Source organism: Mesorhizobium sp. SARCC-RB16n, assembly GCF_008520305.1.
GTDB lineage: Bacteria > Pseudomonadota > Alphaproteobacteria > Rhizobiales > Rhizobiaceae > Mesorhizobium.
In genome coordinates, this window is the sequence record NZ_ML703271.1 from 127,088 (window position 1) to 141,453 (window position 14,366).

The following is a 14,366-nucleotide window of genomic DNA, read 5'->3' on the forward strand; positions in this document are numbered from 1 at the left end:
AATGCGCCCTCATGGTACGATGGACGAAAAAGTGGGGCCTGATGACTGCTGCGAAACTCGACCCGATCGACCTCAAGATCCTAGATGCCGTCCAGCGTGACGGACGTATCACCAAGTTGGCGCTGGCCGAGCAGGTCGGGCTGTCGCCGACACCGTGCTGGATGCGGCTGCGCAAGCTGGAAAAGGCTGGCATCGTCTCGGGTTATCACGCCCGCATCGCCATGCGCATCGTGGCGCCTGTCGCCACAGTGCTGATGGAGGTGACGCTGGCCAGCCACCGTCAGGCCGATTTCGACCGCTTCGAGCGCGTCATCCGCGACATCCCCGAGATCGTCGCCTGCTGGTCGGTGGGTGGCGGCGTCGACTATGTGCTGAAGGTGATGGCGCGCGACATCGACGCCTATCAGCGGCTGGTCGACGGCTTGCTCGATCGTGAGATCGGCATCGACCGCTACTTCACCTACATCGTCATCAAGACGGTGAAGGATGATATCGCGCTGCCGATAGCCGACCTGCTGCCGGCATCGGCATAGCGCCGGAGAAACAGGCTGCCCTCACGGCGCAATAGAGAGATTCTCTCTACGATCAGGCGCCCAAACAGCCTCTCTGTCTGCCTGTGAAGGATAGTCTCCCCGCATCAAACCGAACCGGGAGGCTTCGACCATGTCCGCGCATTTCGCCCGCTCGCATCGCCACGAAGCGCTCGACCGGCTCGCCGATCGCCGGCTGCTGCGCGAACTCGCTTACGTCGACGGCCATTGGACGGCGAGCGACGCGGCCGAGAGTTTCGAGGTCACCGATCCGGCGACTGGCACCACCGTCGCCTTCGTCGCAGCACTCGACAGCCGTCAGACGACAAAAGCCATCGACGCCGCCGCGCGCGCCTTTCCGGCGTGGCGGGCGCTGTTGCCGCAGGAGCGCTCGAAAATTCTGCGAAAATGGTTCGAGCTGATCGTCACCGCCAGGGCTGATCTGGCTCTGCTGATGACGCTTGAGCAGGGCAAGCCGCTCAAAGAGTCGCTCGGCGAGATGGACTACGCCGCCTCCTTCGTCGAATGGTATGCGGAGGAAGCGAAGCGTCTCAACGCCGAGAGCGTCACCAGCCATCTGCCGAACGCGGAAATGATGGTGCGACGCGAACCGCTCGGTGTCGTCGGCGTGGTCACGCCGTGGAATTTCCCGTCGGCCATGCTGACCCGCAAGGCGGCTGCCGCGCTTGCCGCCGGCTGCACCATCGTCGCGCATCCCTCCTCGGAAACGCCGCTGTCGGCGCTGGCGCTGGCCGAACTCGGCGAGCGCGCCGGGTTGCCGGCCGGCGTCTTCAACATCGTCACAGGCAAGGCCGCGACGATCGTTGGACGCATGTGCGAAGATCCGCGCGTCCGCGCCATGAGTTTCACGGGCTCGACCGAGATCGGCCGGCTGATCGCCGCGCAAACTGCGCCGACGATGAAGCGGCTGGTCATGGAACTCGGCGGCCACGCGCCGCTGATCGTCTTTGCCGATGCCGATATCGACAAAGCGGTGACCATTGCCGTCGACGCCAAATTCGCCACATCAGGCCAGGACTGCCTCGCCGCCAACCGCATCTATGTCCAGCGTCCGCTCTACGACCGCTTCTGCGCCGCTTTCGCCAAGCGCATCGAGACACTGCGGGCCGGCAATGGCCTCGCCGATGACATCGACATTGGGCCGCTGATGCATGAGCGAGCCGTCAAGAAGGTCGAGGAGCAGGTCGCTGACGCCGTGGCTCTTGGCGCGCGCTGCCTTGCCGGCGGCAAGCGGCATCAGGCCGGGCCGCTGTTCTACCAGCCGACACTGCTCACCGATGTCGCCGACGAAGCGCTGATCATGCGCGAGGAGACCTTTGGTCCGGTCGCCGCCGTCACATCCTTCGACGACGAGGACGAGGTGATCGCCCGCGCCAATGCGACCGAGTACGGGCTGGTCGCCTATGTCGTGACCGAGAATGGCGCGCGTCAGCAGCGCATGGGTCGCGCGCTCGACTATGGCATGGTCGCCATCAACCGTGTGAAGATCACCGGCGCGCCGATCCCCTTTGGCGGCGTCAAGCAGTCCGGAAGCGGCCGCGAAGGCTCGCGCCACGGCTTGGAGGCCTTCACTGATCTCAAATATCTATGCCTCGACGTCGCTTAGGCCACACCGGAATTTTCAAGGAGTAAAAAAATGCTCGACCAGTCCAACGAACTCGCCGCCTGGGATCGCGACCATTTCTTCCATCCCTCGACCCACATGGGCACGCACGCTCGCGGTGAATCGCCGACAAGGATCATGGCTGGAGGCGAAGGCGTCACCGTCTGGGACAACAATGGCAGGAAGAGCATCGATGCCTTCGCCGGTCTCTATTGCGTCAATGTCGGCTATGGCCGCCAGAAGATCGCTGACGCGATCGCCACGCAGGCGAAGAACCTCGCCTATTACCACGCCTATGTCGGGCACGGCACCGAGGCCTCGATCACATTGGCGAAGATGATCATCGACCGCGCGCCGAAGGGCATGTCGAGGGTCTATTTCGGCCTCTCCGGTTCGGATGCCAACGAAACCAACATCAAGCTGATCTGGTACTATAACAATGTGCTGGGCCGGCCGGAGAAGAAGAAGATCATCTCGCGCTGGCGCGGCTATCACGGCTCGGGCGTGATGACGGGATCGCTGACCGGGCTGGACCTCTTCCACAATGCCTTCGACCTGCCGCGCGCGCCGATCCTGCACACCGAAGCTCCCTATTACTTCCGCCGCGCTGACCGCTCGATGAGCGAGGAACAGTTCTCGCAGCATTGCGCCGACAGGCTGGAGGAGATGATCCTGGCTGAAGGTCCCGACACGGTCGCCGCCTTCATCGGCGAGCCAATCCTCGGCACTGGCGGCATCGTGCCGCCGCCCGCCGGCTATTGGCAGAAAATCCAGGCCGTGCTGAAAAAGTACGACGTGCTTTTGGTCGCCGACGAGGTGGTGACGGGCTTCGGCCGGCTGGGCACCATGTTCGGCTCCGACCATTACGGCATCAAGCCCGACCTGATCACCATCGCCAAGGGCCTGACCTCGGCCTATGCGCCGCTGTCGGGCGTCATCGTCGCCGACAAGATGTGGCAGGTGCTGGTGCAGGGTTCGGACAAGCTCGGTTCGCTCGGCCATGGCTGGACCTATTCGGCGCATCCGATCTGCGTTGCCGCGGGTGTCGCCAATCTCGAACTGATCGACGAGATGGACCTGGTGACAAATGCCGGTGAGATCGGCGCCTATTTCCGCGCGGAGCTGGCCAAGGCGGTCGGCGGCCATAAAAATGTCGGCGACGTACGCGGCGACGGCATGCTGGCGGCGGTCGAGTTCGTCGCCGATCGGGATGACCGGCTATTCTTCGACGCTTCGCAGAAGATCGGACCGCAGGTCGCCACGGCCCTTGCCGCCAGCGGCGTCATCGGCCGCGCCATGCCGCAGGGCGATATACTCGGCTTCGCGCCGCCGCTGTGCCTGACCCGCGAGGAAGCCGACATCGTGGTGGCCAAGACCGCCGATGCCGTGAACAGCGTATTTGCCAATCTCTGAGACCGACCCATGAATGCCATGACCAAAACCCTTCCCGCCACCATGGCCGCCGTGCTGCTCACCGGGCACGGCGGACCAGAAAAGCTCGTCTACCGTACCGACGTGAAAGTGCCCGCGCCTGCCGCGGGTGAAGTCCTGGTCAAGGTCACCGCTTGCGGCATGAACAACACCGATGTCTGGGTGCGCCAGGGCGCCTATGGCACGGAGGAGGATGCCGCCGCGGTGTCGACCTGGCGAAGGCAGGGCAATACGCTGACTTTCCCGCGCATCCAGGGCACCGACACTGTCGGCACCATCGCTGCCGTCGGCGAAGGCGTATCGCCGGACCGGATCGGCGAACGGGTGATGGTCGATTTCTCCATCTACAACCGCGACGACGATTCACTCGCCGATATCGACTATATGGGCCACGGCCGCGATGGCGGTTATGCCGAGTATCAAGCCGTGCCCGCCGACAACGCGCATGTCGTCGACACCACCTTGAGCGACGTCGAACTCGCGACCTTCTGCTGCGCCTACCTTACTGGCGAGCAAATGCTGGAACGCGCCGCACTTAAAGCCGGGGAACGAGTGCTGGTCACCGGCGCCTCGGGCGGCGTCGGTTCGGGCATCGTGCAGCTGGCGCGGGCGCGCGGCGCCATCCCCTATGCAATCGTCGGCAAGGGCAAGGAACAGGCGGTGCTCGACATCGGCGCAGAGGCTGCGATCACCCGTGGCATCGCCGACCTGCCACAGGCCGTGACTGAGGCGACCGGCGGCCAGCCGATCGACGTGGTGGCCGATCTCGTCGGCGGCGCGATCTTCAACGACCTGTTGCGCATCCTGAGGCCCGAAGGCCGCTACACCACCGCCGGCGCGATTGCCGGCCCGGTCGTCCAGCTCGACCTCAGGACCATGTATCTCAAGCAGCTGCAACTACATGGTTCGAGCCAGGGCACGCGCGCCGATTTCCGCCGCATCGTTCGCTACATCGAGGAGGGCAAGATCAGACCGTTGGTCGGTGGCGTCTACAAGCTCTCCGATTTCCACCACGCGCAGGCCGATTTCGTCGCAAAGGATTTTGTCGGCAAGCTGGTGGTGGTGCCGGACGCCGTCGCGGAGCGATCGGCGTAATCGCAAAATCCTGGTCCCTCCGCCTGCCTTCTCATCGCTGCCATAATAGGAATGGCTTGCAGTCCAGCCGGCATGCCGCCACAAACGGTGACGCCCGCCGCGCCACCAGCCCGGGCATCCGGTCACGGGATACAGGCGAGACATGACAGCCCGAATGATATTGCTCGACGCCAAGCCGCTCAGCGCGGCCAACGTCGCCGAGATCGCGCGGCGCAATGCGCGGCTGATGCTGGGCGAGGAGGCGATGCGCCGCATCCGGGCGAGCCGCGCGCTGATCGAGCAGCTGACGCAACTCGGAAAACCGATGTACGGTGTCACCACGGGCCTCGGCGCCTGTGTCGACACGCCGCTCGCGCAGGCCGATCTGATCGCCTTCCAGCACAGCGTGCCGCTCAGCCACAGCATGGGCATCGGCCCGGCGCTTCCGACCGAGGCGGTGCGCGCGCTGATGACCGCCCGCATTTCGGGCATGGCCGCCGGCGGCACCGGCACTTCCGAACGCGTGGTCATGGGCCTTGTGGCGGCGCTCAACGCCGGCGTCCATCCGGTGATCCCCACCTGGGGATCGATTGGCGCGGCCGACCTTGCACATCTTGGCCACATGGCGCGAGCGCTGCGCGGCGACGGCGAGACGGAATACCAGGGCAGGATCATGCCGTCGGCCGAGGCGCTCGCGCTCGCCGGGCTCGAACCGCTCGACCTGCGCGAGAAGGACGGCCACGCCATCATCGTCGCCAACAGCCTGTCGACCGGCACGGCGTGCCTGTGTCTCGAAGACGTCGCCTATCTCATCGACTGGGCGCTGGCCGCGGTGGCGCTCAACTACGAGGCGTTCCGTTCTTCCCTGACCGCGATCGATGAGGATGCCCTAGCCGCCCGGCCGGCCTTCGGCCAGCGCGAGATCGGCGCGCGGCTGCGTGCGGAACTGGCGGGAAGCGGCCTGTGGAAGGACAAAGCGGCGCGGCGGCTTCAGGATCCGCTCAGCTATCGCTGTGTGCCCCAGGTCTGGGGCGGCCTGCTGCATGCGTTCGAACAGGCGAAGCTGGCGACCGAGATCGAACTCACCCATTCCGGCGACAACCCGGTGATCCTGCCCGGAGACGGACGCGTCGTCTCGAACGGCAATTTCGACCTCACGGCGATGACGCTTGCCTGGGAGCAGCTCGGCCAGGCGCTTGCGCATTGCGCGGTCGGCACCGCCAACCGCTGCATGAAGCTGATGTCGCCAACCATTGCGGAGCTGCCGCGCTTCCTGTCGGCCAGGGGCGGCAGCCGGCAGGGCTACGCGGAACTGCAGAAGCCGCTCGCCGCGCTGGAAGCCGAGATCCGGCATCTGGCCAACCCGATGTCGCTCAGTCCGCTTGCTGTTTCGGACGGCATCGAGGACCAATCGTCGATGGCGCCGCGCGTGGTGGCCAAGACCGCCGAGATCGTCGAGCGCCTGCGCTACCTCGTTGCGATGGAACTGATCTTCGCGGCGACGGGCGTGGAGTTGCGCGGCGTCATCGACAGCATGGGCGAAGGACCGCAGCGGACCTTCGCCGCCGTGCGTGCGCTCGTCAGCCCGCTCGACGACGACCGTGAGATGAGCACCGACATGATACGGGTCGCCCGCATGGTGGCCGGTCCCCGGGACTGAGAACTCCGGCCTATTTCTCGAAAGGTCCCCTGAGATTGAGATTCTCGGCCAGAAGGCAGAAGCGGTCGATCAGCCGGACAAGTTCTTCGCCTTGTTCGGCGACGATCGCGTCTCGCTCGGCAGGCGGGGTATCGGAGAGAGCCTTCCACAACCGGCTTTGCCGATCGCAGAGATCCGCCAGTTCGGAGCATTCGACGGCAGCCAGTTTCAGAAGCTGGTCGGCGGTCACCGGCCCAATGCCGGGGGGCGTAGTTGCGCCCAGCGATAGGTAACCCGGCGGCACGGTGCCTTTTGCGTTGGTCACCGATTTTCGGCAGATGACATCGAATATCTGGTCGACGGCTTGCTTGGCGCCGGCGACGCGTGAAGGATGGTCGGTATCGGCGGCGGCGTGCGGCAGGAGTTCGAGCCTGGCGCCATGCGTCTCGACGAGGTCGAGATAAGGCAGCATCGGGCCAGACAAGCTGCCGGTCGAGGCATCCCTGAACAGATCGGCATCGATGGCGGCGTGGCGCACCTGCCCTGTATTCAGGGCGTCGCCCAGGGCCTCGATGTCGACGAGCTCGCCGCGATCGTAGTTGACCAGCACCGCGCCGCTTTTCATGCGAGACAAAATGTCCGCGCCGATGAGCCCCGCATTGGCGTAGCGGCCGGTCTGCGCATCCTGCTTGCCCAGGCCGACATGAACGCTGAGCACGTCGGCGCCTTCAGCCGCGTCGACGAGGTCCGCCGCATAGGTAAATCCCTCGGCTTCTATCCAGTCCCGATGCCGAGGCCGCGCATGGATCACAACGCGCATGCCGAAGGTGCGGGCAAGCTTGGCCACCTCCCTGCCGATATTGCCGTAGCCGATGATCGCGATCGTCTTGCCTTCGAGCTTTTCGGTGGGGAAATCGCGCAGCTCCCTGCCGGTGTCGAAGGCGCCCCGCGCCACCCGCTCATGAAGCGTGTCGACCGGGAGATCCGGCAGCACTTTCAGGATCGCCTTCATCACCATTTGCGCCGTGGCGCGGCTGTTGATGCCGGGCGTGTTCATCAGCACCGCCGAGCCGCCCTCGCCACTGCCGCCACCCCACGAGCGCGAGCCCATATTGCCGGTGCCGGCGCCAATGCGCACGCCGGCCAGCGGAAAGACGGTTTCGGCGGGCAGGAAGGTGGCGGCGGCAATGACGGCGTCGTAGCGTCCGTCGCCGGCGGCTTCGATGAGCTCTTCGCGGGTGCTGAGATCCGGCTGGTAGAAGAAATGCACTCGGCCAGGTTCGAGGGCGGTCTTGTCGCCAAGTCCGGTCGCATGAAAGCGGCCGCCCTTGGCTTCGATATGGGCACGCACCTCCGAAGGGTCAGGCTTTCCGTCAGCGTCGAAGCGCAGGCCGATCAGATCGCAGACCAGCACGGCGTAGGCGCGTTGCGGGTCAATGGGCTCCACGGCGTGTGTGTCTGTGGTCGCGGTCACGTCGTTCCCCTCATGCAGGACGCAGGCCTACTGACAAAGCAGGCGCTGAATAATCAGAGCCTATCCGCCCGGAACGGCGTGGGATCGATCATCGGCGGCAGACCAGCGGCGAGTTGCGACACCATCTTGCCGGCGACCGCACTGCCGATCAAACGCTGATGACCGACCGAGACGGCAGACGGCATCACCTTTCAGGTACAGTGCGATGCCGCCATTGGCCCTTGAACGGGCCAGCCGGACGCGCGTAAAATCACGCTATCTGATTGAGTCTGCTACATTCGTTCGGGCTAATGTCCGAATTGGTCTGGGTATTTCCTTGCACACGGATGCGACCAGCGCGGCCAAGCGCGGCAAATCATTTGCCCATGTGGCGGAAGCCTCCTGGGGCAAGGGCCTCAGCACCTTGCTGCGCATCGTGCGCATGACCCTGCGCCATCCCTGGCAGGTTGCCATCACCCTCATCTCGACCTTCATCGCCGCGACGCTGCAGCTCTTTATTCCGCGCCTCCTGGGGCGCGCCATCGATCAGGCGCAAGGCGTAATGGCCACGGGTGCCGGCACCGCGGCCGAGCAGGCGCTGTGGAATACCGCGCTGACGCTGCTAGTCGTCAGCATCCTGCGCGGCCTCTTCACCATGGCGCAGAACTACTATGGCGAGGCCGTCGGCCATCAGACCGGCTATGAGCTGCGGCTCGCCTTCTACGAAAAAATCCAGCGGCTGAGCTTTTCCTTCCACGACAAGGTCCATACCGGCGATCTCATCACGCTCGGGCTGCTCGATCTCGACGGCGTGCGCATGTTCTTTTCCACCGGCATTCTGCGCGTGGTGCTGCTCGGCGTGCTGATCGGCGTCGGCGCCTATCTTTTGATCAGCACCGATCTCGTGCTCGGGCTGCTCAGCCTGAGTTTCGTGCCCTTCGTCGCCTGGCGGTCCTCGGTCACGCGGTTGAGGCTGCGCAGCACCTGGCTGACGCTGCAGGAGCGGCTGTCGGTGCTGAGCCGGGTGATGGATGAGAATCTCGGCGGCATTCGCGTGGTGCGCGCCTTCGCGGCTCAGCGGCATGAGCTCGCAAAATTCGATCGCGCCAAACAGGATGCGCTGGACCTCGCCAATCAGCGCGTCGACATCCGCGTCTCCAACACCAGCGCCATGAACTTCTCGTTCCTGGCCGCCATGGGCCTGGTGCTCTGGTTCGGCGGCCAGAAGGTGATCGCGGGCCAGATCAGCGTCGGCACGTTGGCCCAGTTCCTCACCTTCATGACCATATTGCAGATGCCGGTGCGCCAGCTCGGCCTGATGGTCAACTCCTTCGCGCGCGCCTCAACCTGCGGCACCCGGCTGTTCGAACTGCTCGACACCGAACTCGACATCAAGGACGCGCCCGACGCCAGTGAGCTCGTCATCACCGAGGGCGTGCTGCGCTTCGACAATGTCGGCTTCCGCTATGAGGGCGCGGGCGAGCGTCCGACGCTTTCCGGCGTTTCCTTCGAAGCCAGGCCGGGCGAGACCGTAGGTATCGTCGGTCCGCCAGGCAGCGGCAAGTCGACCATCGCGCATCTGATCCCGCGCTTCTACGACGTGACCTCAGGCGCGATCACCATAGACGGCCAGGACATTCGCAAGGTCACACTGCAATCGCTTCGCAAGGCGGTCGGCGTCGTGCAGCAGGACGCGTTCCTGTTTACCACCTCGATCGAGAACAACATCGCCTATGGCAATCCCTGGGCGCGCGAGACCCGCATCGGGCAAGCCGCCGAGTATGCCCAGCTGCACAATTACATTATCGGCCTTCCGGCCGGCTACACCACGGTCGTCGGCGAACGCGGTGCATCGCTTTCCGGCGGCCAGCGGCAGCGCCTGACCATCGCGCGCAGCCTGATGCTGCGGCCGTCGGTGCTGGTCTTCGACGATTCCACCGCGGCCGTCGACGCCGGCACCGAGCAGCGGATCCGGGCGGCGATGAGGCGCTTTGCCAGGGATCGCGTGACGCTCATCATCTCGCACCGGCTGAGTTCGCTGATGCATGCCGACCAGATCCTGTTCGTCGAGGGCGGCCGGATCGTGGAACGCGGCACGCATGAGGAATTGCTGGCGCTCGGTGGACGCTACCGCGCGCTTTACGACCTGCAGCTGCGGCCGGACGACGATCGGCTCGAGGGAGCCGCCTGATGTCGACGCAGGACGACGACGAGAAGGAAGACAAAAGCGGGCGGCCGACGAAGGCGGTCGTGGGTTCACACCGCGACGAGGAAGAGGTGTTCGGCAAGGCCTACGATCCGCGCATCGTCAGGCGCATCTGGAGCTTCGTCAGACCCTATCAGGGCCGGATTTTCATCTCGGTCGCCGCGGTGCTGGTGTTCACGCTGACGCAACTGGCGATCCCGCTGGTCATCCGCTACGCCATCGACCACGGCATGGCGCCAGGCAAGTTCAACCAATCGGTGATGATCCCTGCGATCGCCGCTTTCACGGTGATCATCCTCATCAACTACGCCGCCAGCCATGTGCAGGAGAGCGTCGTCGGCAAGGTGGCAGAGAACGTGCTGTCCGACCTGCGCCGCGCCATGTTCAGCCACCTGCAGCGCGTCTCGCTGAGCTTCATGGACAGGACCGAGGTTGGCCGGCTGATGTCGCGCCTGCAGGGCGACGTCAATTCGATGCAGGAATTCCTCGAAACGTCAGTGATGTCGGTGGGCGACATCGTGCTGTTGTTCGGCATCGTCACCGTTCTGCTATGGCTCGACTTCCGGCTCGGCCTGCTGACGCTGTCGACCATGCCGATGCTGTTCATCGTGCGCCTGTTCTGGCTGCCGCGCGCCAAGGTCGCCTTCATGGCGGCGCACGAAACCAACTCCATCGCCAATGGCGCGCTTGCCGAAGGCATCCACGGCGTGCGTACGGTTCAGAGCCTCGAACGCCAGCATGTGAATTTCGACCTTTACGACGAGAAAGTGCTTGCCAATCTCAATGCCCATCTGCGGTCGGCGAAATACGCGCAGGTGATGGTACCGATCGTCGACACGCTGACCGGCATCGCCATGGCGACGGTTATCGTCGTCGGCGGCTCGATGGTGCTGTCGCATAGCCTCGACATTGGCGTCATGGTGGCGTTCCTGTTCTACATCCAGCGCTTCTTCGACCCGATCCGCTCGCTCACCATGCAGTACAGCGTCATGCAGCGCGCCATGGCTTCTGGCCAGCGCATCTCCGAAGTGCTCGACGTGCCAGTGGATGTCAGCGACAAGGACGGCGCCATCGCGCTGTCGCGCGACATGGATGGTTCTGTCGAGTTCAGGAACGTCACCTTCGGCTACCGGCCGAACCAGCCGGTGCTGAAGAACATCTCCTTCCGCGTCAATCCGGGCGAAACGGTCGCGCTTGTCGGCCCGACCGGATCGGGCAAGTCGAGCTCGATGGCGCTGGTGCACCGCTTCTACGATGTCTGGTCGGGCGAGGTCCTGGTCGGCGGCCATGACGTGCGCGACCTGACGCAGGATTCGCTCGGCGACCAGGTGGCCATGGTGCTGCAGGAACCGTTCCTGTTTTCCGGCACCGTGCTGGAGAATATCCGCTATCACAAGACCGGTGCCAGCCGCGAAGAGGTGGTGCGTGCAGCACAAGCCGTCGGCGCGCACGACTTCATCGAGGACCTACCCGACGGTTACGACACCGAGCTCGAACAACGCGGCGGCAATCTCTCGCTCGGCCAGCGCCAGCTGATCAGCTTCGCCCGGGCGCTGGTGGCCGACGCCAAGATCCTGGTGCTCGACGAAGCCACGGCCAGCATCGATTCCTACACCGAGATGCTGATCCAGAAGGCGCTGATCAAACTGCTGGAGGGACGCACCGGACTGGTCATCGCGCATCGCCTGGCCACCATCCGCGGCGCCGATCGCATCATCGTCCTGCAGAATGGCGAGATCGTCGAAAGCGGCAACCATGAGCAGCTCATGAAGAGGAAAGGCCTTTACGCCCGCCTCTACAACATGAACTACGCTTCGTTCGACGATATTTCCGAGGAAGAGATGGGAATGGACGCTTCGGTCGGCAAAGCGACGTGAGCCGGGTGCTGGCGGGTTCGAACGCTTCCATACCTTTCTCCAGAAGACTATTTGCGAGATCCCCTGACGTGACCGCTGACCTGAACGCCGTCTTCGGCGCGCAGGTATAGAAAGCCGGGGATGGAGAGCAGCGGGATGATCGCGGTCAGCAGGAACACCTGGTGAAAGCGTTCCGGCGTCAGGACGTGGCCTTCCCCCGCAATCAGGCCCCTGGCCAAGGCGGCGCATCCCGGTTCGAAGGCAAGATCGCGCTTTCTATGCCAGCCAGAGCCCGATCGCAGGCCGTCTTATGGTCCGACAAATAGATGAGCGGTAGTCATTTCCACCTCGCGGGAAATCAACAAATCTTGACCGGCGCCATGAATTGGCGGGGACATCGGCAGACAGTCGATGGTGTCACGAGACCGCGCGAAGACACTGCCGTTTCAGCGAGCGCCGTCCCGATTTCGTGAAGGAACGTGCGCAGCGAGGTGCGCGTTCTTTCCCATATGTCTCGAATGAAAAGGAGACATGACGATGAAAAAGCGAAGCGTCTTCCTCGGCTTCGGTGTGTGGCTGCTGGCCACGAGCGCTGTGCCGTTTGCCACTGTCGCCGATGCTGCCGTCATCAGGCACCACTATGTCCGCGTCACCACCGCCCCTAATGGCCACACGCACGCCGCGAACCGCGGACACCGTTACCGTTGGGTCGGTAACGATTGGACCGCCGACAATTCGACCGACAACAGCGACTGGATGGACAGCTACTACAATGGCTACGGCAGTTACCGCGGCCGCGCCGACGACTTCTGCGGAACCATCGCATGGACGCTCGACATATGCAGTCCCCACGGCCCCTGATTCCTGACCGCCGGTGGGAGCCGACGAAGGTTGCGTTTACGCGATTTCGGGACGTCTTGACGCCTCGCGGATCGCCTTGTGCACGCCGCGCTGCAAATCCATGAAGGTCGGGGTCTCCATCACCTCTTCACGGCGCGGGCGCTCGATGTCGACGTTAAAGGTCTGCACGATGCGTCCCGGGCCGATCCCCATGACGACGATGCGGTCCGACAGATAGACAGCCTCCTCGACGTCATGCGTGACGAACAGCACAGTGAGCCGGTGCTCTTCCCAAATCTGGGTCAGGAGTTCCTGCATCTGGTGCCGCGTCAAGGCATCGAGTGCGCCGAAAGGCTCGTCCATCAGCAGCATCTTCGGCCGATAGGAAAGCGCACGCGCGATGGCGACGCGCTGTTTCATGCCGCCCGACAGTTCGGAAGGGAAGCGATCGGCACTTTGCGACAGCTTGACGAGGTCGAGATGCTCGAGCGCGATCTCGCGGCAGGCGGCGCGATCATAACCGGCGGCCTTGAGGGCAAACTCGATGTTCTGCCGCGCCGTCAGCCAGGGAAGCAGCGTGTAGGACTGGAAGACGACACCACGGTCGAGACCCGGTTGCAGGATCGGCGCGCCATCGATGCTGAGATCGCCGGCGTCGAAATCCTGCAGTCCGGCGACGATCGACAGCAACGTGCTCTTGCCGCAGCCCGACGTGCCGACGAGTGAAACGAACTCGTTGTCTGCGAGGTCAAGATTGATGTCCCGCAGCACTAGCGTGCGCCGCTCGCCGGTGCCGAAGCTCTTGTCGAGACCGGCGATGCGCAATTTGGGAACAGTCATCGGCGGTTCCTCATTGCGAGTGGCCTTCCTGCCGGAACAGCACCTTCTCCAGTGCCTTCATGACCTGGTCGGTGATGAGGCCGAGTACGCCCAGCAGCAGGATGTAGCCGATGATGGTGTTTGTCTGGAAATAGCGCTGCGATACGGTGATGCGATAACCCAGACCTGATGTCGCCGCGACGAGCTCGGCCAGCACCAGCCAGGTCCACGCCCAGCCGAGACTGATGCGCAGCGTGTCCCAGATACCCGGCAAGGCGCTGGGCACGACGATGCGCGTCAGGATCTTGCGGTCCGGCAGGCCGAGCGTGCGCCCAAGGCCGATGAAGTCGGTAGGAACCCGTTTCACATTGTCCATGACCATCAGCACTTGCTGGAAGAAGGTGCCGATGAAAATGATCAGGAATTTTTGGGTATCTCCGGTACCTGCCCACAGGATGGAGAGCGGCACGAAAGCGACGACCGGCATATAGCGGATGAAATCCACCAGCGGCTCGATCGCCGCCTCCCAGGAGCGGAAACTGCCGATCAGTACGCCGATCGGGATGGACAATGCCGAGGCGAGAAGAAAGCCGATGGAAATGCGGTACATCGAAGCCCTGAGGTCCAGCCACAAGGTGCCGTCGGCCGCGAGCTTGGTGATCTGGCTCGCAACGCTGCCCGGCGACGGCAGGAAGATGGGTTTCACCCATTCCAGCCCGGTCGCCGCCCACCAGGCGAGACCAAGGCCGACAAAGACGGCCACCGCTATCGCCAGGAAACGCGACCGGGCGATGGGCACGCCGATCCCGGAGGATCGGCGTCGCCTCGCCGGTTTTGCGGCGGGCGCCGGCGCCGGGCTGGCCAAACCGGTTTTCGCGGGAGGCTCCCCGGACA

At 64.2% G+C, this 14,366-nt stretch carries 13 protein-coding genes; 8 read left to right on the top strand and 5 right to left on the bottom strand.

Going from position 1 to position 14,366, the window contains the following annotated elements:
- The first annotated feature begins 41 nt into the window (after positions 1–41).
- The 5 genes from C7I87_RS20290 to hutH all read left to right on the top strand — a co-directional run bounded on the left by C7I87_RS20290 (position 42) and on the right by hutH (position 6,319).
- Entirely contained in the window at positions 42–533 is a 492-nt protein-coding gene (locus C7I87_RS20290) for an Lrp/AsnC family transcriptional regulator (protein ID WP_149905886.1), read from the top strand.
- Between the two features lie 130 nt (positions 534–663).
- On the top strand, positions 664–2,157 hold the full coding sequence (locus C7I87_RS20295) for an NAD-dependent succinate-semialdehyde dehydrogenase (RefSeq protein WP_149905887.1): 1,494 nt from the start codon (positions 664–666) through the stop codon (positions 2,155–2,157).
- A 30-nt stretch (positions 2,158–2,187) separates the two neighbouring features.
- The gene (locus C7I87_RS20300) at positions 2,188–3,567 is read left to right on the top strand and encodes an aspartate aminotransferase family protein (RefSeq protein ID WP_149905888.1); all 1,380 of its coding nucleotides are present in this window, start codon (positions 2,188–2,190) and stop codon (positions 3,565–3,567) included.
- Between the two features lie 9 nt (positions 3,568–3,576).
- Positions 3,577–4,680, top strand: a complete 1,104-nt coding sequence (locus C7I87_RS20305) for an alcohol dehydrogenase family protein (protein WP_149905889.1) — start codon at positions 3,577–3,579, stop codon at positions 4,678–4,680.
- A 142-nt stretch (positions 4,681–4,822) separates the two neighbouring features.
- Positions 4,823–6,319: an HAL/PAL/TAL family ammonia-lyase gene (hutH, locus tag C7I87_RS20310; RefSeq protein WP_149905890.1), complete on the top strand. Its 1,497-nt coding sequence runs from the start codon at positions 4,823–4,825 to the stop codon at positions 6,317–6,319.
- A 10-nt stretch (positions 6,320–6,329) separates the two neighbouring features.
- On the opposite strand, the gene C7I87_RS20315 is transcribed toward hutH, so the two are convergent.
- Both C7I87_RS20315 and C7I87_RS36495 read right to left on the bottom strand, forming a co-directional pair.
- On the bottom strand, positions 6,330–7,772 hold the full coding sequence (locus tag C7I87_RS20315) for an NAD(P)-dependent oxidoreductase (RefSeq protein ID WP_149905891.1): 1,443 nt from the start codon (positions 7,770–7,772) through the stop codon (positions 6,330–6,332).
- 53 nt (positions 7,773–7,825) lie between these two features.
- Positions 7,826–7,957 (bottom strand): hypothetical protein, encoded by a 132-nt coding sequence (locus C7I87_RS36495; protein WP_281409064.1) that lies wholly within the window; start codon positions 7,955–7,957, stop codon positions 7,826–7,828.
- A gap of 131 nt (positions 7,958–8,088) precedes the next feature.
- Between C7I87_RS36495 and C7I87_RS20320 the strand changes: the two genes are divergently transcribed.
- A complete protein-coding gene (locus tag C7I87_RS20320) occupies positions 8,089–9,942 on the top strand; it encodes an ABC transporter ATP-binding protein (RefSeq protein ID WP_149905892.1) in 1,854 nt (617 codons plus the stop codon).
- Positions 9,942–11,834 (top strand): ABC transporter ATP-binding protein, encoded by a 1,893-nt coding sequence (locus C7I87_RS20325; RefSeq protein ID WP_149905893.1) that lies wholly within the window; start codon positions 9,942–9,944, stop codon positions 11,832–11,834. Before C7I87_RS20320 ends, C7I87_RS20325 begins: the two co-directional genes overlap by 1 nt.
- A 47-nt stretch (positions 11,835–11,881) precedes the next feature.
- Here C7I87_RS20325 and C7I87_RS20330 read toward each other — a convergent pair whose 3' ends face one another.
- On the bottom strand, positions 11,882–12,052 hold the full coding sequence (locus tag C7I87_RS20330) for a hypothetical protein (RefSeq protein ID WP_246696322.1): 171 nt from the start codon (positions 12,050–12,052) through the stop codon (positions 11,882–11,884).
- Between the two features lie 298 nt (positions 12,053–12,350).
- On the opposite strand from C7I87_RS20330, the gene C7I87_RS20335 reads away from it, so the two are divergent.
- Positions 12,351–12,674 carry a hypothetical protein gene (locus C7I87_RS20335; RefSeq protein ID WP_149905894.1) on the top strand — a complete coding sequence of 108 codons (324 nt, stop codon included), beginning with the start codon at positions 12,351–12,353 and terminating at the stop codon, positions 12,672–12,674.
- A 36-nt stretch (positions 12,675–12,710) separates the two neighbouring features.
- Here C7I87_RS20335 and C7I87_RS20340 read toward each other — a convergent pair whose 3' ends face one another.
- Both C7I87_RS20340 and C7I87_RS20345 read right to left on the bottom strand, forming a co-directional pair.
- Positions 12,711–13,493, bottom strand: a complete 783-nt coding sequence (locus tag C7I87_RS20340; protein WP_149905895.1) for an ABC transporter ATP-binding protein — start codon at positions 13,491–13,493, stop codon at positions 12,711–12,713.
- Between the two features lie 10 nt (positions 13,494–13,503).
- On the bottom strand, positions 13,504–14,271 hold the full coding sequence (locus C7I87_RS20345) for an ABC transporter permease (RefSeq protein ID WP_188393914.1): 768 nt from the start codon (positions 14,269–14,271) through the stop codon (positions 13,504–13,506).
- Positions 14,272–14,366 lie beyond the last annotated feature (95 nt).